Raw genomic sequence first — 20,614 nt, 5'->3', positions numbered from 1 at the left:
GTCACCCCGCCGCTCTGTTTCCTTCGGGGGCCTGATTCAGGACCCGGGCATGGCAGGCGCTGAGACGTGCCAAAAGATCGCTTTCGCTGCCATATTCGCGGTCGGCATCGAAGCCGCCGACGCGTTCGAACCAGTTGCGCTTGATGCTCAGCGCCATGGTGTCGGTACTGGAATGGAAGATGCGTGCCAGCCACCCGGGTTTCAGGGCACTGAGCATGGTCAGGGCGACGGCATCCCAGCGCCGTTCGTACATGGCTCGTTCCGCCCAGGCGAGCCAGCCCGCCGGGAGTTCCACGAAGGAGTCGATGAACACCAGCGTGTTGGCCTGGGTACGATTGGCGCAGGCGTTGTAGCGTTGCCCTCGGGTGCCGCCGGAACGTTCCAGCAGCTGGGCATTATGCCGCTCGGCCAGGGTGACGATGCGCGCTCGGGCCTTGTCGACGATCACCACGATATCGACCGGACCACTGATAGTGTTGCCAGCATGAGCGACGGCTTCCAGGCATCTGTCGAGTCGCGAGTAGCCACGCTGGGAATCGATGATGATGCAGAAATGGTTCATTGTCAGGGCGACCCAACTCTTTTGAATGGCTGGCTGTCGTGACACCAGCCTGGGGCCAGCATGAGTCATGAAATCCAGCGAAGCTTTCATGCGATCACATGTGCTCTTAGTCTCGGACAGTGCCATTGTATTGTAAATAAAGAGTAGCTGTTAGTTTCAAAGCGTATCAATGCATGGGGCGGCTGATTTTCCGTGGGGCCGGCGCATGGTTTTTCCAGCTGTCGGCGGTTGAGCCGATTCATCATTGCTAAATAAGCAGCATTCACGGAGCGGAGCCGGTGGGAGGCCAGTCGACATGCACGCTATTGGTGCAAGACGGCTGCAGGGCGATCCATGCTGGTGCGTATTGCCCGGTCCGGCCCTGGGCCAGTGCCCTCTCGAGGCGTATCTTGCCTCGTCTTTTTTCCGTCGGAGAGATTTTTTATTTTTTTAATCAGATTCTTATATTGTCCTCGAAATTCTTTTGCACGAATCTGGCGCACCTTTTGCTAACAATTCATGTAGGAAGGCAGGCCATGGGCAATGATGGCCCGGCATGCTACAACGATGCCCGCACGCCAACTTTTTTGATTCGGGCCTAAACGCTCAGCTAGTGGAGAAAACCATGTCAGAGAAGACTCTCGCCCTGATGGAAGAGCACGACGTCCGCTGGATCGATCTGCGCTTCACCGATACCCGGGGTAAAGAGCAGCACGTCACGATTCCCGCCAGCGCCGTCGACGAGGAATTCTTCGAGAACGGTCAGATGTTCGATGGCTCCTCCATCTCCGGCTGGAAGGGCATCAACGAGTCCGACATGATCCTGCGTCCGGAAGACGGCACGGGATTCCTTGATCCGTTCACCGAGGATCCGACCCTGGTACTGCGCTGCGACATCATCGAGCCGGCCACCATGCAGGGCTACGAGCGCGACCCGCGTTCCATCGCCAAGCGCGCCGAGGCTTACCTGGCCAGCACGGGGCTCGGCGACACCGCCTTCTTCGGGCCGGAACCGGAGTTCTTCATCTTCGACGAGGTGCATTGGAAGAGCGATATCCAGGGCGCCATGTACCGCATCTCCTCCGAGGAAGGGGCCTGGTCCACCGACGCCGTCAATGTCGAAGGCGGCAACCTGGGGCATCGGCCGCGCGTCAAGGGAGGCTACTTCCCGGTGCCGCCGGTGGACTCCTTCCACGATATCCGCAGTGCCATGTGCAACACCCTGGAGGCGATCGGCCAGGCCGTCGAGGTGCATCACCACGAGGTGGCCAACGCGGGCCAGAACGAGATCGGCGTGAAGTTCAACACGCTGGTCAAGAAGGCCGACGAAGTCCAGGAGATGAAGTACGTCATTCACAACGTGGCCCATGCCTACGGCAAGACCGCGACCTTCATGCCCAAGCCCCTGGTGGGCGACAACGGCTCCGGCATGCATGTCCACCAGTCCTTCTGGAAGGATGGCGAGAACATGTTCGCCGGTGACGAGTACTCCGGGCTGTCGGAGACCGCGCTGTACTATATCGGCGGCATCATCAAGCACGCCCGGGCCCTGAACGCCTTCACCAACCCGGCGACCAATTCCTACAAGCGACTGGTGCCCGGCTTCGAGGCCCCCGTGATGCTTGCCTATTCGGCCCGCAATCGCAGTGCCTCGATTCGCATTCCCTATACTGCCAGCCCCAAGGGAAAGCGCGTGGAAACCCGTTTCCCGGACCCGACGGCCAACCCTTACCTGGCTTTCGCGGCGCTCTTGATGGCGGGCATCGACGGCATCAAGAACAAGCTCCACCCCGGGGATGCGATGGACAAGAACCTCTACGATCTGCCGCCGGAAGAGGGCAAGGCGGTGCCCACCGTGGCCAACAGCCTGGAGCAGGCCCTGGAGGCACTGGATCAGGACCGGGCCTTCTTGACCGAAGGCGGGGTGTTCACCGATGACATGATCGATGCCTACATCGAGCTGATCGGCGAGGATGTGGAGCGTCTGCGCATGGCCACGCACCCCATCGAGTTCGACATGTACTACAGCTGCTAGTCCGGCGGCCGATATAAGGCAAGAGAAGGGACTCCTCAGGGGTCCCTTTTGCGTTACATTGAGATACATTGTTGGCGATAGTTACCGCCAATGCCGCTGAGGAAACGATCATGATGCGTTGTCTGTTAGTGATGCTGCTGGGCATCGGCCTGCCTCTGGCCAGCATCGAGGCGGCCACCGTCTATCGCACCACCGATGCCCAGGGCAACGTCGTCTTCACCGACAAGCCCATCGAGGGCGGCCAGCGGATCGAGTTGCAGTCCCTCACGGTAATTCCCTCGGCGGAACCGGCATCGTCCTCCGACGCCGCCGAGCCACGCAAGAAGGCTTCATCGACCTCGTCCTCTTCTTCCTCGAGGCGTGTCGGGGGGCCGTTCATGCCCTATTCCACCTTCAGGATCGCCTCGCCTGAGGACGGTTACACGCTGCAGACCGGGTACGCTGGCGACATCGCCGTCGATATCGGCGTCGAACCGGCCCTGCGCAAGGATCACCGTATTCGACTGCTGGTGGATGGCGAGGTCAGCCAGTCGGCGATGCACACCCAGGCCTTCCTGCTCAATGGCCTGAACCGGGGCGAGCACACCCTTCGCGCCGAGCTGCTCGATGCCCAGGGGCGCGTTCGTCATCGCAGCGAGCCGGTGACACTGTACGTGCACCGCGCCAGCGTCAATCTGCCCTCCAATCCCAACAACCCGGCCGGGCGCCCACCCGGCAAGACCGGGAATTGAATTCATCATCACGCGAAGTGTGGGTCGCCGTTGCGCGGGTGATGACCATGTCGACATTCTCCTCGATGCGCCATAATGGTGCACGATGATCCTCGTGGGTGGTTGCCGCGAGGCCATTCCCGGTGCGAACCAGGCTGGTGCGCTTCTTGCATCATCAATAGGCAAGAACCTCTGCCGATGAGAACGAACCATGTACCAACGGCTCTTGGAGCATTTGACGACTGCCGTCATGACGCTGGATGGCGCGCTGCAGGTCGGCTGGATGAACCCTGCCGCCGAGGCGCTGCTCGAGGTGAGCCTAGGCCGTGTGCGGGGCACGCGCCTCGAGAGCCTCGAGGGCGAGAACGGCGAAGTGGCCGAGGTGCTGGCCAAGGCGCTCGGTACCTTTCACCCCTTTACCCAGCGTGAAGCAAAGCTGCCATTGGCCCATGGCGAGGCCATCACCGTCGACTTCACTGCCACTCCCCTGAGTGATGATGAATTGCTGCTGGAGATCGAGCCGCGCGACCGGCTGTTGCGCATCTCCCGGGAGGAGTCGCTGATTGCCCGCCAGAAGACCATCAAGGTGCTGTCCCGGGGGTTGGCCCACGAGATCAAGAACCCCCTCGGGGGCATCCGCGGGGCGGCGCAACTGCTCGAACGCGACCTGCCCGACCCGGCACTTGCCGAGTACACCCGGGTGATCGTCGAGGAAGTGGATCGCCTGTGCGATCTGGTCGATCGCATGCTCGGCCCCAACCAGCCCTGTCGGCACGAGCCGCTGAACATTCACAAGGTGCTGGAGCGGGTACGCACGCTGCTGCTCGCCGAGCATCCGCGCATCGATTATGTCCGCGACTATGATCCCAGCCTGCCGGAACTGGTCGGGGATGAACCCCAGCTGATCCAGGCCGTGCTCAATGTGGCGCGTAACGCCGTGCAGGCGATGGAAGGCAGCGATACCCCGTCGCCGCGACTGGTGCTGCGCACCCGGGCACGTCGTCAGTTCACCCTGGGCAGCGAGCGGCATCGCCTGGTCTGCGAAATCATCGTCGCCGACAACGGCCCCGGCATTCCCGAGCGGCTTCGCGAGACCCTGTTCTACCCCATGGTCTCGGGGCGTGCCGAGGGCAGCGGACTGGGGCTGGCCATTGCCCAATCCATCCTGCAACAGCATCAGGGACTGATAGAGAGCGAATCCGAACCCGGTCATACCGAGTTCCGCCTGCTGATTCCCCTGGAGTCCTGTTCTCCCCCTTCATCGGAGGCTACCGCCCTCCCGCCCTCGGAGGCCTCATGACCGAAACTGCCCGTGTCGTCATCGTCGACGACGACCACGCCATTCGCTGGGTGCTGGAGCGTGCCCTCGTCCAGCCGGATATCGAGATCCAGAGCTTCGAGCGTGCCGATCACGCGCTGGAGACGCTATTGAACCATCCCCCGGATGTGCTGTTGACCGACATTCGCATGCCGGGGCTCGATGGCCTCGACCTGATGGCCCGGATTCGGGAAGCCCATCCCGACCTGCCGGTGATCGTGATGACCGCGCATTCCGACCTGGACAGTGCGGTGGCCTCCTATCAGGGCGGCGCCTTCGAGTACCTGCCCAAGCCCTTCGATGTCGACGAGGCGCTGGCCCTGGTGCGACGGGCCATCGCCCACGCGCGGGAGCGCCGGGCCCCGGCCGCCATGCCCGACCGGCTGGCGGCAGACATCATCGGCGAGGCGCCGGCCATGCAGGAGGTGTTTCGGGCCATCGGGCGCCTGTCCCATTCGCATATCACCGTGCTCATCAATGGCGAGTCGGGCACCGGCAAGGAGCGGGTGGCCCAGGCGCTGCATCAGCACAGTCCACGCAAGGCGCAGCCCTTCGTGGCGCTGAACATGGCGGCGATTCCCAAGGACCTGATGGAATCCGAACTCTTCGGCCACGAGAAGGGGGCCTTCACCGGGGCCAATGCCCAGCGTCGCGGGCGCTTCGAGCAGGCCGACGGCGGTACGCTGTTTCTCGACGAGATCGGTGACATGCCGCCGGACACCCAGACGCGCCTGCTGCGGGTGCTGGCCGATGGCGAGTTCTATCGCGTCGGCGGGCATAGCCCGGTCAGGGTCGATGTGCGCATCATCGCCGCCACCCATCAGGACCTCGAGCGACTGGTGGCCGAGGGGCGCTTTCGCGAAGACCTGTTCCATCGTCTCAACGTGATCCGCATCCACCTGCCCCGCCTGGCCGAGCGCAGCGAGGATATCCCCCGTCTGGCCCAGCATTTCCTCGCCGAGGCCGCCCGGGAACTCGCCACCGAGGCCAAGGTGCTGACGCCGGCGGCACAGCAGCACCTGACGCGACTGCCCTGGCCGGGGAACGTGCGCCAACTGGAAAATACCTGCCGCTGGCTGACGGTGATGGCCTCGGGGCGGGAAATCCTCGTCGACGATCTGCCGCCGGAGCTGCGCGATGTCGAGACCCAGGACAACCCCGTCGGCGATTGGCACCGCGCCTTCCGCGACTGGGCCGATCGTGCCTTGAGCGCCGGGCATACCCACCTGCTCGAGGAGGCCGTGCCGGAGTTCGAGCGTATTCTCATCGAAACCGCATTGAAGCATACGGGAGGACGCAAGGGGGACGCCGCCGAACTGCTGGGCTGGGGGCGCAATACATTGACGCGCAAGCTGAAAGTGCTGCTTCCGGAACTGGCGGAGGAGTAGGCCGGGCGCGCCGACCGCAAGGCCGAAGTTTGTGTGCCTACGGGCCTTGAAATCGGTGCCGGTGTACCTATTTCCCAGATAGGGCGACCCCGCAAAGTGGTTTCAGGGATCGCCGAATGGCGTCTGGTCAATGATGACATGCTTAGGAGGTGATCGATCATGTTCGGGGATTTCTGGCGTACCAACGTACCCAAGTCGTCGGATTTCGATTGGTTCCAGCAAGTGCTGGATGAGATGTTCCCCAGCGCGGCATCGGATATTCGCTCGGTCCCCCGTGGGGCCTTCCCGATGATCAACATGGGACGCACGGACGACGCGATACTGGTCTACGTGTTCGCTCCGGGCCTCAAGGCGGAGCAGCTCGAGCTGAGTGTCCAGGACAACGTGCTGACCTTGTCCGGTACCCGCGAGCCGGCAGCTGCCGAGAACGGGCGACCGCAGCGCGCCTATTACCGCCGGGAGCGTTTCGGCGGCGAGTTCTCGCGGACCATCGCGCTGCCAGACGGCGTGGATACCGAACGTGCCGAGGCACGGGCCGCCCATGGCGTCGTGGAGATCCGCCTGCCCAAGCGGGAGGAAATGAAACCGAGGCGGGTCGAGATCAAGGCTGCCTGAGTGCCTGGGAACAGGCGAGACTGACTTGAGATCCAGAGGGGGTGTTGCGTTATGAACGATATTGCCAAGCAGCAGGACACTCGCGACGTGTCCACATCCCAGGAGCAGAAGCAGAAGCGTGCCTTGCTTCCGCCGGTCGATATCTTCGAAGAGGATGAGGCCCTGCATGTGATCGCCGACATGCCGGGGGTCACGCGCGAAACGCTGCATATCGAAGTGGATCAGAACGTACTTAGCATCGAAGGCGACATTCAGCTCGCCATGCCGGAAGGCATCTCCGCCTCCTATGCGGAGATTCAGGGAGATCGCTTCGCGCGTCGCTTCACGCTGAGCCAGGAGATCGACACCGATGCGATACGGGCGCAACTCACCGATGGCGTCCTGACGCTGACCCTGCCCAAGCGCGAGACCCATCGTCGCCGGCGTATCGAGGTCAAGGCAGCTTGATGCGTCCGCAAGTGCGCAGCCTCCCGGTTCGGGAGGCTTTTTTTTGCGACCATCGCAGGTTGACGACCATCGTTCTTTTTAGTCAACGCACCTAGGGTGGAAAGCCCCGTCACTTATCTTCAAGATGGTGGCGTATTGTCAGACGATTGCGGGAAGCAAAGTTCACGCCATTAAGGAGGAGTCACGAACGATGACCGATATTGCCAAGTTGCTGGGCGACGAAGCCGACGGCCTGCTCAACCATACCTGCCGCGGGTTTGCGAAAGAGGACCTCTACCTGCCCGGCCCCGATTTCGTCGACCGGGTGATGGCGGACAGCGATCGCAATCCGCACGTGCTGCGCAACATGCAGACCCTGTTCAACCATGGACGGCTGGCGGGCACCGGCTATCTGGGGCTGCTGCCGGTGGACCAGGGCATCGAACACTCCGCCGGCGCCTCCTTCGCCCCCAATCCGATGTACTTCGACCCCAAGAACATCGTCGAGCTGGCCATCGAAGGGGGATGTAACGCCGTCGCCTCGACCCTCGGGGTGCTCTCCTCCGTGGCGCGGCGTTATGCCCACAAGATCCCGATGATGCTCAAGCTCAACCACAACGAGACCCTGACCTATCCGGCGATCTACGACCAGACCCTGTTCGCCCAGGTCGAGCAGGCCCACAACATGGGCTGTATCGCGGTCGGCGCGACCATCTACTACGGTTCGCCGGAGAGCCGCCGCCAGATCATGGAGATCAGCGAGGCCTTCGAACGCGCCCACGAGCTGGGCATGGTGACGGTGCTGTGGTCCTACCTGCGCAATCCCGAGTTCAAGAAGGACGGCACCGACTACCACGTCGCCTCGGATCTCACCGGCCAGGCCATTCACCTGGCGGCGACCATCAAGGCGGACATCGTCAAGCAGAAGTTGCCGGAGAACAACGGCGGCTACAAGGCGGTCGGCTTCGGCCACACCCACGACAAGGTCTACGATGAGCTGACCTCGGATCATCCCATCGACCTGGCCCGCTATCAGGTGGCCAACTGCTACATGGGGCGTGCCGGGCTGATCAACTCCGGCGGCGGCTCCAAGGGCCATTCCGATCTCGGCGAGGCGGTGCGCACCGCGGTGATCAACAAGCGTGCCGGCGGCATGGGCCTGATCTCCGGGCGCAAGGCGTTCCAGAAGCCGATGAAGGAGGGCGTCGAACTGCTCAACGCCATTCAGGATGTATACCTGTCCAAGGACGTGACGATAGCGTAACAACTCCTGATTGGGCTGATAAACGAAACGGGCCCGGTTGCGACCGGGCCCGTTCTTTTTGGGCTCTTCGACGTTTCATGTGGATTGGGTCTGATCCCTCGCCCGATAAATCGGGCTCCTACAAAACCCTTTTATACCAACCCCCTGTAGGAGCTCGCTTCAGCGAGCGATAGGCGCGTCGAGTTCCATGCCAAGCGTCGAATAACCCTTTTTTTGCTGTCACTCAAGTCATCAGGCGGTTGCGGTTTCCTCCAGCAGCTGCTCGACCTGCTCGACGACGTTCTCCACGGTGAAGCCGTAGTACTTGAACAGGTCCGCCGCCGGCGCGGATTCGCCGAAGCTGTGCATGGCGATGATGCGCCCGTTGAGGCCCACGTACTTGTACCAGTAGGCATAATGGCTCGCCTCGATGGCCACCCGCGGGGTGTTCGAGGGCGGCAGCACCGACTCGCGGTAGCTGGCAGGCTGGGCGTCGAAGGTGTCGGTCGAGGGCAGCGAGACCACACGCACCGCCTTGCCCTTGGCCTCCAGGGCGCCGGCGGCCTCCATGGCCAGGCCGACCTCGGAGCCGGTGGCGATCAGGATCACCTCGGCGGGGTCGTCGCTGTCCTTGAGCACGTAGCCGCCCCGGCGGATTTCGGCCAGCTGCTGCTGGTCGCGCTGCTGGTGAGGCAGGTTCTGGCGAGACAGCACCAGGGCGGTGGGCGCGCCGCGGCGCTTGATCGCGCTGCGCCAGGCCACGGCGGTCTCCACGGCATCCGCCGGGCGCCAGGTCGACAGGTTGGGGGTCGAGCGCAGGGCGCCCATCTGCTCGATCGGCTGGTGGGTCGGGCCATCCTCGCCGAGGCCGATGGAGTCGTGGGTGAACACGTAGATGGCCTGCTGGTTCATTAGCGCCGCCAGGCGCACGGCGTTGTGCATGTATTCCATGAAGGTCAGGAAGGTGGCGCCGTAGGGAATGAAGCCGCCGTGGGCGCCGATGCCGTTCATGATCGCCCCCATGGCGAATTCGCGGACACCGTAATGCAGGTAGTTGCCGCCGTGGTGGTCACGGTTGATGGCCCGGGCATCCTTCCAGAAGGTCAGGTTGGAGGGGGCCAGGTCGGCGCTGCCGCCGAACAGCTCGGGCAATTGCGGGCCGAGGGCGTTCAGGCATGCCAGGGAAGCCTTGCGGCTGGCGATGCTTTCGCCGCGCTCCTGGGCGTCCTCGATCAGCTTCTCGCTGTTCAGGGTCGTGGGCAGATCGCCCTTGAGTCGCCGCTTGAGTTCCTTGGCGAGTTCCGGGTGCGCCTGTTCGTAGCGTTCGAGGCGCTCGTTCCAGTCCTGCTCCGCTTGCTGGCCTCGGGCGGTGGCGTCCCAGCCCTTGTAGATCTCTTCGGGAACATGGAAGGGGGCGTGCTTCCAGCCCAGTTGTTCGCGTGCCGCCTCGATCTCGTGTTCGCCGAGGGGCGAGCCGTGGCACTCCTCGGTGCCCTGCTTGTTGGGGGCGCCGAAGCCGATGACAGTCTTGCAGATGATCAGGCTGGGGCGCTCGCCGTGGTTGCGGGCCAGTTCGATGGCGGCCCTGATCTCCTCGGGGTTGTGGCCATCCACGTTGGGTACCACGTGCCAGCCGTAGGCCTCGAAGCGCTTGGCGGTGTCGTCGGTGAACCAGCCCTCCACCTCGCCATCGATGGAGATGCCGTTGTCGTCGTAGAAGGCGGTGAGCTTGCCCAGGCCCTGGGTGCCGGCCAGGGAACAGGCCTCGTGGGAGATGCCTTCCATCAGGCAACCATCGCCCAGGAAGACGTAGGTGTGATGATCGATGATGTCATGGCCGGGCTGGTTGAACTGGGCTGCCAGGGTGCGTTCGGCGATGGCCATGCCCACGGCGTTGGCCAGCCCCTGGCCCAGCGGGCCGGTGGTGGTCTCGACCCCGGGGGTGTAGCCCAGTTCCGGGTGTCCGGGGGTCTTGGAATGCAGCTGGCGGAAATTCTGCAGATCCTCGAGGGTCAGTTCGTAACCGGTCAGGTGCAGCAGCGAATAGAGCAGCATGGACCCGTGGCCATTGGAGAGCACGAAACGGTCGCGATCGGCCCAGTGCGGGTTGGCCGGGTTGTGCTTGAGGTAGTCGTTCCACAGTACCTCGGCGATGTCGGCCATGCCCATGGGGGCGCCGGGGTGGCCGGACTTGGCCTTCTGAACGGCATCCATGGACAAGGCACGGATGGCATTGGCCAACTCGAAACGGGACGGCATCGTAGAGCTCCTCGCCTGCGGCGGATGAGAGGGCGGTGATCGAGCGCCTCGTGCGGTCGTCACCGCCGCCATGCGGTGTGTTGCCGACGCGTGGCCGGCAGGAAGAATCCGGCGTTTATTGTCGCCGAGTTGCCCACATCCATCAAATGCAAGACGCCCCCTGTCTGGCCTGGAGCCCGGAAGGGGCTGTCGCTAGGCAGTCGCAGGGCGAGCGTGTAGACTTTTGACACCCGGGCCCATCGCGGTTCATTTCTACCCCGCCCTGCAAAGGGGGCGCCAAGGAGGGTCGAAGAGGCCATGAGCGAATATTCCCTGTTTACTTCTGAATCCGTATCCGAGGGACATCCCGACAAGATCGCCGACCAGATCTCCGACGCGGTACTCGATGCGATCATCGCCCGGGACAAGCAGGCACGCGTGGCCTGCGAGACCCTGGTCAAGACCGGGGTGGCGATCGTGGCCGGCGAAATCAGCACCAGTGCCTGGGTCGACCTCGAGGAACTGGTACGCGAGGTGATCCTCAACATCGGCTACGACTCCTCGGATGTCGGTTTCGATGGCGAAACCTGCGGCGTGCTCAACCTGATCGGCAAGCAGAGCGTGGATATCGCGCAGGGCGTCGATCGCAGCAAGCCCGAGGATCAGGGGGCCGGCGATCAGGGGCTGATGTTCGGTTATGCGACCAACGAGACCGACTCCTACATGCCCGCCCCGATCCACTATGCCCACCGGCTGGTCGAGCGCCAGGCGGAGCTGCGCAAGAGCGGCATGCTGCCGTGGTTGCGCCCCGACGCCAAGAGCCAGGTGACCTTTCGTTATGGCGACGACGGCAAGCCCCAGGCGGTGGAAGCCGTGGTGCTCTCCACCCAGCACGATCCGGAGATCGCCCAGGAGGACCTGCGCAAGATGGTCAAGCGCGAGATCATCGAGCAGGTGCTGCCGGCCGAGTGGCTGACCGACAAGACCCAGTTTCACATCAACCCCACCGGCAAGTTCGTGATCGGCGGCCCGGTGGGCGACTGCGGGCTGACCGGCCGCAAGATCATCGTCGATACCTATGGCGGCATGGCGCGCCATGGAGGCGGCGCGTTTTCCGGCAAGGACCCCTCCAAGGTCGACCGCAGCGCCGCCTATGCGGGGCGCTATGTGGCCAAGAACCTGGTCGCCGCCGGGCTGGCCGAGCGCTGCGAGATTCAGGTCTCCTACGCCATCGGTGTGTCCGAGCCGACCTCGGTGGCGATCAATACCTTCGGTACCGGCAAGATCAGCGACACCAAGATCGCCGAACTGGTTCGCGAGCATTTCGATCTGCGCCCCTATGCCATCTCCCGCATGCTGGACCTGCAGCATCCCATGTATCGCCTTACCGCGGCCTATGGCCATTTCGGCCGCGAGCCCTTCGAGCACAGCTACAGCTGGCAGGACGTGCATGGCGAAACCCAGACCGAGACCTTCACGGCCTTTCCCTGGGAAAAGCTCGACAAGGTCGAGGCCCTGCGCACCGCCGTCGATTCATGAGCTGAACGCTTCGCCACGATCGCCCGCCGGAAGCCGCCTCGACGCGGCTTCCGGCGTTTGTGCGCTTGCACCGCGACTGTCCAGTCGCCCGTCCCGGGCCCTTTGTGGCAAAAAAATGCACTTTGGGGTGGCTTTCTGGACACCCCCGCGCCTTTGGGTCCATAGTCACTGGCGGAGGCGTTCCATCAATGGATATGAGGATGCGAATCATGGAAAAACGCAAGATCATGCTGCTCGCCGCGCTCACCCTTTCCGGCGCGATGCTCGTCGGTTGCGGCGATGATGAGGCCGAGAACGAATCCACCACCGAATCCGCCACCAACCAGTCCGAGCCCGCCTCCAACGGCGGCTCTTCCGATGCGGGGTCGTCGAACGGTGCCTCCGCGGACTCCACGGGAGGCAACGGCATGTCCTCAGGCAGCGGCGAATCGGATGACATGTCGGGGTCGGACGACATGTCCGGGTCGGGCAGCGGCTCACCGGACGACGATCCGTCCCAGGATGGCTCCATGTCCGAGGACGAGGACATGACGACGCAGCAGAACGACCAGTCCCAGCCCTCTGGCCAGGACAACCAGAGCCAGCCCGAGGCCAGTGCCGAGGATACCCCGGAGGAAAGCACGAACTAGGAAGCCCGGGGCGCTTCAGCTGTTCCGACGAATGCCGATGTTCAAAAATGCCGATGTCCAGAAAAAGGGGTGGCTATCGAAAGCCGCCCCTTTTTTCTCGTCGACTTTCTCATCGAGACCTCGATGTTCGGCAAGCCGAGATTGAAAAAGAAGACGTAGTATAGTGAACTTGCCCGGCGCCAATACCAGATTGGCGTCCTGTTGCTGCTGTCCGAGGGGCGCTGCAGTGCATGACGAAATTCATGCGCGAGGCTCGGGCAGGGTGTCGCAAACGCAACGGCGCCCATTCCCCGGAATGGAGTAAGACGATGACAGCCATGGCCAACCCCGGCGCTGCCACGCAAGACTACAAGGTCGCCGATATTTCCCTGGCCGATTGGGGCCGCCGCGAGATTCGCATCGCCGAGACCGAGATGCCGGCGCTGATGAAGATTCGCGCCAAGTACCGTGACCAGCAACCGCTCGCCGGTGCGCGCATCGCCGGTTGCATTCACATGACCATCCAGACCGCGGTATTGATCGAGACCTTGATCGAGCTGGGGGCCTCGGTACGCTGGTCCTCCTGCAATATCTTCTCGACCCAGGATCAGGCCGCCGCGGCGATCGCCGCTGCCGACATTCCGGTATTCGCCTGGAAGGGCGAGACCGAGGAGGAGTTCTGGTGGTGCATCGAGCAGACCGTCGAGGGCCCCGACGGCTGGACACCCAACATGGTGCTCGACGACGGTGGCGACCTGACTGCACTGTTGCATGACAAGCGCCCGGAGCTTCTGGAGAACATCCATGGCATCTCCGAGGAGACCACCACCGGCGTCCACCGCCTGCAGGAGATGCTGCGCGACAGCACACTCAGGGTGCCGGCGATCAATGTCAACGACGCGGTCACCAAGTCCAAGAACGACAACAAGTACGGCTGCCGTCACAGCTTGAACGATGCCATCAAGCGCGGTCTCGACCACCTGCTCGCCGGCAAGCAGGCCCTGGTGGTCGGCTATGGCGACGTGGGCAAGGGCTCTGCGGCGTCCTTGCGCCAGGAAGGCATGATCGTCAAGGTCACCGAAATCGACCCGATCTGTGCCATGCAGGCCTGCATGGACGGTTTCGAAGTGGTCTCGCCTTACCTCGGCGGCAGCAACCAGGGCGTCGACAGCATCGACCACGACCTGCTGGGCAGGATCGACCTGGTCGTGACCTGCACCGGCAACGTCAATGCCTGCGACGCCCCCATGCTCAGGGCGCTCAAGAAGGGCGCGGTGGTGTGCAACATCGGCCACTTCGACAGCGAGATCGATACCGCCTACATGCGCCGCCAGTGGCACTGGGAGGAGGTCAAGCCCCAGGTCCACAAGATCTACCGCGACAGCGATCCCGGCGACTTCGACCCGGCCAGCGACGACTACCTGATCCTGCTCTCCGAGGGGCGTCTGGTAAATCTGGGCAATGCCACGGGGCATCCGTCCCGGATCATGGACGGCTCCTTCGCCAATCAGGTGCTGGCGCAGATCCATCTCTACGAGCGGCGCTTCGCGGATCTTGCCGACGGCGACAAGGCCGGCGGGCTCTCCGTGACCGTGTTGCCCAAGCACCTCGACGAGGAGGTGGCGCGCTACATGGTCGAAGGCTTCGGCGGGGTGATCACCCGCTTGACCGAGGAGCAGGCCAGGTATACCGGCATGGCGGTGGAAGGGCCGTTCAAGCCCGACGAATACCGCTATTGAGTCAATCGCTGATTCAGCGCTGCAACGCCGCCTTCGGGCGGCGTTCTTGCGTGCTACCCTAGGGTCTTGCAGGGTCACGACCGGTTCAAGAACAACCACGGCACAAGGAAGGCCTGCCATGCTCGACCTCATCGCGATCATCGTCACGCTGACGGCGATTCTTGCCTGGTTCAACCAGCAGTTCATCCGCTTGCCTACCACCATCGGGGTCATGGCCATTGCCCTGGCGCTCTCCTGGGGCATGCATGGCCTGGCCTGGCTGGGTTTCTCGGGCATCGAGGATCGCGCCGAGAGCTGGCTGGCGCGCATCGATTTCAACGAGCTGCTGATGGAGGGCATGCTCTCCCTGCTGCTGTTCGCCGGTGCCCTGCATATCGACCTGGACCGGCTCAGGCGCTACCGCTGGTCGATCGGTTTCCTGGCCACCCTGGGGGTGGTGATCTCGACCCTGGCCATCGGTTCCGCCGCCTATTTCCTGCTCGGTTTCTTCGGCTTTTCGGTGCCCTGGATGTACTGCCTGGTGTTCGGGGCGCTGATCTCGCCCACCGACCCCATCGCCGTGCTGGGCATCCTGCGCAAGGCCAATGCCCCGGTGGATCTCGAACTGCGCATCGTCGGCGAATCCCTGTTCAACGACGGCGTGGCCGTGGTGGTCTTCACCGTCCTGCTCGGGGCCGCCACCGGTAGCGAGGCCCTGACTGTCGCCCACGTCGGCAAGCTGTTCCTGCTCGAGGCCGGTGGCGGTGTCGCGCTGGGGTTGATCGTGGGCGGCTTGGCCTATGTGCTGATGCGCAGCATCGACGAGTACCGTATCGAAGTGCTCATCTCCCTGGCCGTGGTGCTGGGCGGCTATGCCCTGGCGCTGCAGTTGCATGTCTCGGGGCCCATTGCCATGGTCGTGGCGGGTCTCCTGATCGGCAACAAGGCCCGTCAAAGTGCCATGTCGGCGACCACCCGAGAACAGCTCGATGCCTTCTGGGAACTCATCGACGAGATCCTCAACACCTTGCTGTTCGTGCTCATCGGTCTGGAAGTATTGCTGATCCCCTTCGAGACGGGTCACCTGTGGGTTGGCGCGGGGCTGATCGTGGTGCTGTTGGTGGTACGTTTCGCGACCATCGGCGTGCCGGTGATGCTCCTGCGCGAACAGCTGGGTTTCCGTCGCGGTTCGGTGCGCATCCTGACCTGGGGCGGCCTGCGCGGTGGCATCTCCGTGGCTCTGGCCCTGGCCATTCCCAGTGGCGAGACTCGGGACGTGCTACTCACGGTGACCTATCTGATCGTGCTGTTCTCGATCCTGGTGCAGGGGCTGACCATCGGTCGTGTCGTCAGCTCGCTGCTGAACGAGTCAAAAAGGTGATAGCGCTGTAGACGTAGCGCTTTCGGCCTTTGTCGAGCGTTGAGCGTGTGCCGGATGTGTCACCGCCGGGATGTCCGGCTTTGGCGTAATATGTCAAAAACTGTAACGTGACATGACCGTGAAAACAGGCAGACTATTACTTCTGCTATTCCTGGTCGGAACCTGGCTAGGGGGCTGTAGCACGGTCGAGGTGGCTCGGGCGCCTTCCATGGCACTAACCCCCAACGCAGCCGAGACAACCTATCTAGGCACCTGGGCCAGCCAGTCGACCAAGAGGCATCAAGGGGTGAGCGGTGTGCAACTGCTCAGTGATGGCCCGCGGGCCTTCGCCCTGCGCGCCGCACTGGCGGAGCACGCCCAGCGGACCCTCGATGTCCAGACTTACATCCTCGAGAATGACCAAGCCGGACGCGCATTGCTCAAGCGCATGCTGCATGCTGCCGAGCGCGGTGTTCGCTTGCGACTGCTGTTGGACGATACCGCGAGCCTGGGTAAACAGCACCTGTTGGCTGCGTTCAATTCTCATCCCAATATCCAGGTGCGGGTTTTCAACCCGGTCACCGCAGGGCGCCATAGTGCGCCGCTTTATTATCTGGCACTCGCCACGGATTTCGATCGCAAGCATCGGCGTATGCACAACAAGCTGTGGGTTACCGACGGGTCGGTCGCCATCACCGGGGGGCGCAACCTGGCCAATCGCTACTTCGAGGTCGCCGAGGAGCTCAACTTCAACGATCTGGATGTGCTGGCGATCGGCCCGGTGGTGAATGCGCTCTCGGGTAGCTTCGACCGTTTCTGGAATCATCCCATGGCGGTGCCGCTGCACTATTTCGAGCAAGCCGGCACAAACGCCTGGCGCGAGCTTCTTGTCGAGCTTGGTCACGCTGCCAGGCAGGGTGATGCGCTCTTGTCACAACCGACGGCGTGGCGTTTGACCGGAGAGCCTGGTGAGGTATTGCTGGAGTCTTTGACCTGGGCGCCGACCGTTGCCCTGTGGGATTCCCCCGAGAAACTCGAAGCCGAGGGATATCCGGCGCTCGAGATGACGCTGTTTGATCGGTTACGCGATGCCTTCCATCAAGTGGAGCACCGCTTGCTGATCATCTCACCCTATATCGTGCCGACCCAGGCCAGCCTCGAGTATCTGCGCTCGCTACGCGGGCGGGGCGTCACGCCGACCATACTGACCAACGCCCTGGAAGCCACGGACCTGCCTGTATTGCACGGCCCCTATGCCTCCGAGCGCCCGACGTTGTTGGACAGCGGGGTACGGCTGTTCGAACTGCGGGCGAAGCCTTCAGGGCCGACCATTCAGCGTGCCAAAGGCGAGATAACGAGCTTGCATACCAAGGCCATCGCCTTTGACGCCGAGCGCATCTTCATCGGCTCCATGAATGCCGATCCTCGATCGGTATGGTGGAACAGCGAGGTCGGCCTGCTGATCGATAGTCCGGTGTTGGGTGAGCGGTTATGGGCGATCGCAAAACAGGGAACGGCCCCGACGCGTAGCTACGAAGTCGTTTTGACGGGCGATGGTGATCTGAGCTGGCGCACCGAAGTGGACGGGCGCCTGGTGACGCTGGAGGAAGAGCCTGGTAGCGTCTGGCGCCACTTCAAGGCCTGGATGCTCCGTCTGCTGGGGGTCGAGCATCTGCTGTAGGCAGAGGATTTCAGCTTATTTTCAGGCAGTGATAGCACACTGGCGATCATTTCATCGTCAGGAACCTGTGCCATGACTTCTTCTTCGGCCGATGCGACGCTGTCCCGACGTCAGTTGCTCAAGGTCGCCACCGCCCTGGGGCTATCGACCGCGGCCTTGGGACTGCGCCCTGCCTGGGCCAATCCCGACGGCATCAGTAACGTCTATCCCCACGGCGCCGTGCAGGGCCGTGACATCTCGCTTGCGGTGCGCCGCGAGTCGCTGCCCATCGCCGGTCGCCAAGGGCGCCCTATCACGCTCAACGGCACAAGCCCCGGGCCATTGATTCGCCTGCGCGAAGGCGATGATGCCTCCCTCAAGGTCGTTAATCTGCTCGACGAGGATACCTCCGTGCACTGGCACGGCCTGATCCTGCCGCCGGAAATGGATGGCGTGCCGGGTATCAGCTTCGCCGGCATCGCGCCGGGACAGGCCTTCACCGCGCGCTTTCCGGTCAATCAGAACGGCACCTACTGGTATCACAGCCACTCGGGGCTGCAGGAGCAACTTGGCCACGCGGGGCCGATGATCATTGACGCCGCGGAGCCTGAGCCCTTTTCCTACGATCGCGAGCATGTGCTGCTGTTGACCGACTGGACCTTCGAAGAGCCCACAGACGTTTTCCGCCATCTGAAGGTGGCAGAGGGCTACTACAACTACCAGGAGCGTACCATCGCCGACTTCTTTAATGACGTGGCGAAGAACGGCCTTGCCGATACCTTGGCGCAGCGCTCGATGTGGGAGCAGATGCGCATGAGTTCCCGAGACATCGCCGATGTTACCGGCAGCACCTACACCTATCTGATGAACGGTCACGCCCCACGAGACAACTGGACAGCCCTGTTCAACCCCGGCGAAAAACTGCGCCTGCGGATAATCAATGGCTCGGCGATGAGCTATTTCGATGTGCGCATCCCCGGCCTGAAGATGACCGTGGTGGCCGCCGACGGTCAGCCGGTGCAGCCGGTGCCGGTGGATGAGCTGCGTATTGCCGTGGCGGAAACCTATGACGTGCTCGTCGAGCCCGAGGTGAGCCGTGCCTATACGATCTTTGCGGAAGCCATGGATCGTAGCGGGTACGCCCGAGCTACTCTGGCGCCGCGATTGGGTATGGTGGCGCCCATTCCCGAGCGGCGCCGGATCGCCGACCGCGGCATGGAAGCCATGGCCGGACATGGCGGTATGGAGCACTCGAGCATGTCGGGGATGGACCACTCCAGCATGCAGGGCATGGATCACTCGAGCATGCAGGGCATGGATCACTCGAGCATGCAGGGCATGGATCACTCGAGCATGCAAGGCATGGATCACTCGAGCATGCAGAACACCACGACGGCAGGTGGCTTGTTGCCCGCCGGTACGGCGCAGCCTGGCTCGCGCTACGACCAGCCGGGCATCGGTATCGATCCGCAGGAACGTCATGTGCTCACCTACCGCGACCTCAAGGCCTACTCCCCCTGGCCTGACCGGCGCCCGCCGGGACGCGAGCTGGAACTGCAGTTGACCGGCAACATGGAGCGTTACATGTGGTCGTTTGATGGCAAGAAGTTCAGCGAGGTCGATGGCCCCATTCTCTTCAAGCATGGCGAGCGGCTGCGGCTGATCTTCTTCAATACCACCATGATGGAGCATCCCATTCACCTGCACGGCATGTGGATGGAGCTGGAAAACGGCGCCGGTGAGCTGATTCCGCGCAAGCATACCCTGAACGTCAAGCCTGGCGAGCGCGTATCCGCCCTGGTCAGTGCGGATGCACCGGGAAGCTGGGCGTTTCATTGTCATCTTCTTTATCACATGGATGCCGGCATGTTCCGGGTCGTCAGGGTTGCTTGAGGAGTTTTAGTCGATGCGGTTTATTGCAAAAGAATTAGCCGGTGCGAGTGTGCTGGCGATGATACTGACAGTGCCAGCCCAGGCCGATGACTACGACGCCCCTCCCGGCTGGGGCGCGCCGATGACCGAGCACTATTTTGGCACCTTCCTCGTCGATCGGCTGGAATACGACTGGACCGACGAGAATGAAGAGGCGGTGGTCTGGGATTTTCAGGGCTGGTACGGCGGCGATATTCAGCGTGTCTATATCAAGGGCGAGGGGGCGAATGTCCAGGGAGACGACGAAGATGCCGAGTTCGAGTCCCTCGATCTGCTCTATAGTCACTTGATCGCCGATTTCTGGGAGTTGCAGGGGGGTGTCGGTTATCAAGGTGGCATTGCCTCGAATGATCATCCCGAGCGCGGTTTTGCCGTGCTGAGCCTGTTCGGTCAGTTGCCCTACCGCTTTGAAGTCGATGCTTCTCTAAGGGTCAGCGACGAGGGCGATGTGTCCGCCGACCTGGAAGCCGAGTATGACCTGCGATTGACACAACGAATCTACCTTCAGCCACGCACCGAGATCACCGCCGCCGCCCAAGAGGTGCCCGAATTCGGAGTCGGTGAAGGACTCAATTCCGCGCGCTTAGGCCTGCGGCTTCGCTACGAAATTTCCCGTAAATTCGCCCCTTACATCGGCGGCTACTGGCAGAAGCAATACGGTGATACTGCCGACATGTCTCGAGAATTGGGTAACGAACCGGAGGGTACGGGTGTCGTCGCCGGCGTGAGAATGTGGTTCTAGAGACAGCTATGCAAATGACCCTCCAATCCATGAATATTTTGAGGTAATACCATGCGTCAACTGTTGTTAGCGATCACACTGGGATTGACTGCTACCGCCGCCTTGGCCGGTCCCGGCCATGATGGGGGTGAACAGGATATACCGGAATCAGAAATCGACCGGACCATCGAGGTGAAAGCGGGCGATCTGTGGTTCAAACCCGATGACCTTTCCATCGCGCCAGGTGAAACGGTGAAGTTCGTTATCGAGAACATCGGCCAAATTGAGCACGAATTCGTCATCGGGGCTGCCGATGAGCAGCAAGAGCATCGCGAGATGATGCAGGATATGGCATCCAGTGACGGTGGGCATCATGACATGTCAGCAGACCATCACAGCACGGGGGATAACGTCATGCCCGCCGTTACGGTGGCGAGTGGTGAAACCAAAACACTTGTCTGGACAGCGCCTGATACGGCAAACCATGATCTCATCTATGCCTGTAATATCCCGGGTCATTTCGAAGGCGGCATGCACGGCGAACTGAACGTGAAGGATTGAG

17 protein-coding genes and 1 riboswitch are annotated in these 20,614 nt (G+C 62.5%); of the genes, 15 read left to right on the top strand and 2 right to left on the bottom strand.

Annotation, left to right across the window (positions count from 1 at the left end):
• Nucleotide 1: 1 nt before the first annotated feature.
• Nucleotides 2–652: a glycosyltransferase family 2 protein gene (locus BUA41_RS12675; protein ID WP_139249125.1), complete on the bottom strand. Its 651-nt coding sequence runs from the start codon at nucleotides 650–652 to the stop codon at nucleotides 2–4.
• Nucleotides 653–1,166: 514 nt separating this feature from the next.
• Between BUA41_RS12675 and glnA the strand changes: the two genes are divergently transcribed.
• The 7 genes from glnA to BUA41_RS12640 all read left to right on the top strand — a co-directional run bounded on the left by glnA (nucleotide 1,167) and on the right by BUA41_RS12640 (nucleotide 8,297).
• Nucleotides 1,167–2,576, top strand: a complete 1,410-nt coding sequence (gene glnA / locus BUA41_RS12670; RefSeq protein WP_072823429.1) for a glutamate--ammonia ligase — start codon at nucleotides 1,167–1,169, stop codon at nucleotides 2,574–2,576.
• A gap of 110 nt (nucleotides 2,577–2,686) precedes the next feature.
• Nucleotides 2,687–3,307, top strand: a complete 621-nt coding sequence (locus BUA41_RS12665) for a DUF4124 domain-containing protein (protein ID WP_072823427.1) — start codon at nucleotides 2,687–2,689, stop codon at nucleotides 3,305–3,307.
• A gap of 190 nt (nucleotides 3,308–3,497) precedes the next feature.
• Nucleotides 3,498–4,586: a nitrogen regulation protein NR(II) gene (glnL, locus tag BUA41_RS12660; RefSeq protein ID WP_072823425.1), complete on the top strand. Its 1,089-nt coding sequence runs from the start codon at nucleotides 3,498–3,500 to the stop codon at nucleotides 4,584–4,586.
• The gene (gene glnG, locus BUA41_RS12655; RefSeq protein ID WP_072823423.1) at nucleotides 4,583–5,992 is read left to right on the top strand and encodes a nitrogen regulation protein NR(I); all 1,410 of its coding nucleotides are present in this window, start codon (nucleotides 4,583–4,585) and stop codon (nucleotides 5,990–5,992) included. The genes glnL and glnG overlap by 4 nt, the downstream gene beginning before the upstream one ends.
• 159 nt (nucleotides 5,993–6,151) lie before the next feature.
• On the top strand, nucleotides 6,152–6,607 hold the full coding sequence (locus BUA41_RS12650; RefSeq protein WP_072823421.1) for an Hsp20/alpha crystallin family protein: 456 nt from the start codon (nucleotides 6,152–6,154) through the stop codon (nucleotides 6,605–6,607).
• Nucleotides 6,608–6,658: 51 nt separating this feature from the next.
• Entirely contained in the window at nucleotides 6,659–7,054 is a 396-nt protein-coding gene (locus BUA41_RS12645; protein WP_072823419.1) for an Hsp20/alpha crystallin family protein, read from the top strand.
• Nucleotides 7,055–7,244: 190 nt separating this feature from the next.
• On the top strand, nucleotides 7,245–8,297 hold the full coding sequence (locus tag BUA41_RS12640) for a class I fructose-bisphosphate aldolase (protein ID WP_072823417.1): 1,053 nt from the start codon (nucleotides 7,245–7,247) through the stop codon (nucleotides 8,295–8,297).
• Nucleotides 8,298–8,528: 231 nt separating this feature from the next.
• On the opposite strand, the gene tkt is transcribed toward BUA41_RS12640, so the two are convergent.
• Nucleotides 8,529–10,535, bottom strand: coding sequence for a transketolase (gene tkt, locus BUA41_RS12635; protein ID WP_072823415.1), 2,007 nt, complete (start codon nucleotides 10,533–10,535; stop codon nucleotides 8,529–8,531).
• A gap of 297 nt (nucleotides 10,536–10,832) precedes the next feature.
• Here tkt and metK point away from each other — a divergent pair, with 297 nt between their 5' ends.
• The 8 genes from metK (at nucleotide 10,833) to BUA41_RS12595 (ending at nucleotide 20,613) form a co-directional block, all read left to right on the top strand.
• Nucleotides 10,833–12,053 carry a methionine adenosyltransferase gene (metK, locus tag BUA41_RS12630; RefSeq protein WP_072823413.1) on the top strand — a complete coding sequence of 407 codons (1,221 nt, stop codon included), beginning with the start codon at nucleotides 10,833–10,835 and terminating at the stop codon, nucleotides 12,051–12,053.
• Nucleotides 12,054–12,262: 209 nt separating this feature from the next.
• Complete coding sequence (locus BUA41_RS12625; RefSeq protein WP_139249124.1) at nucleotides 12,263–12,682, top strand: hypothetical protein; 420 nt, start codon at nucleotides 12,263–12,265, stop codon at nucleotides 12,680–12,682.
• A 207-nt stretch (nucleotides 12,683–12,889) separates the two neighbouring features.
• A riboswitch (S-adenosyl-L-homocysteine riboswitch) is annotated at nucleotides 12,890–12,974 on the top strand.
• 16 nt (nucleotides 12,975–12,990) lie between these two features.
• Entirely contained in the window at nucleotides 12,991–14,400 is a 1,410-nt protein-coding gene (ahcY, locus tag BUA41_RS12620) for an adenosylhomocysteinase (protein WP_072823408.1), read from the top strand.
• A gap of 118 nt (nucleotides 14,401–14,518) precedes the next feature.
• Entirely contained in the window at nucleotides 14,519–15,760 is a 1,242-nt protein-coding gene (locus BUA41_RS12615; protein ID WP_072823406.1) for a cation:proton antiporter, read from the top strand.
• 208 nt (nucleotides 15,761–15,968) lie between these two features.
• The gene (locus BUA41_RS12610) at nucleotides 15,969–17,420 is read left to right on the top strand and encodes a phospholipase D family protein (RefSeq protein ID WP_175546970.1); all 1,452 of its coding nucleotides are present in this window, start codon (nucleotides 15,969–15,971) and stop codon (nucleotides 17,418–17,420) included.
• A 72-nt stretch (nucleotides 17,421–17,492) separates the two neighbouring features.
• A complete protein-coding gene (locus BUA41_RS12605; protein WP_072823402.1) occupies nucleotides 17,493–19,292 on the top strand; it encodes a copper resistance system multicopper oxidase in 1,800 nt (599 codons plus the stop codon).
• A gap of 13 nt (nucleotides 19,293–19,305) precedes the next feature.
• The gene (locus BUA41_RS12600; protein ID WP_072823400.1) at nucleotides 19,306–20,073 is read left to right on the top strand and encodes a copper resistance protein B; all 768 of its coding nucleotides are present in this window, start codon (nucleotides 19,306–19,308) and stop codon (nucleotides 20,071–20,073) included.
• Nucleotides 20,074–20,124: 51 nt separating this feature from the next.
• The gene (locus BUA41_RS12595) at nucleotides 20,125–20,613 is read left to right on the top strand and encodes a cupredoxin domain-containing protein (RefSeq protein WP_072823398.1); all 489 of its coding nucleotides are present in this window, start codon (nucleotides 20,125–20,127) and stop codon (nucleotides 20,611–20,613) included.
• The last annotated feature ends 1 nt before the right edge of the window (nucleotide 20,614 follow it).

The organism is Modicisalibacter ilicicola DSM 19980 (genome assembly GCF_900128925.1).
GTDB lineage: Bacteria > Pseudomonadota > Gammaproteobacteria > Pseudomonadales > Halomonadaceae > Modicisalibacter > Modicisalibacter ilicicola.
Note: the sequence above shows the minus strand (reverse complement) of the source record. Positions and strands in the feature narration are given on the sequence as shown.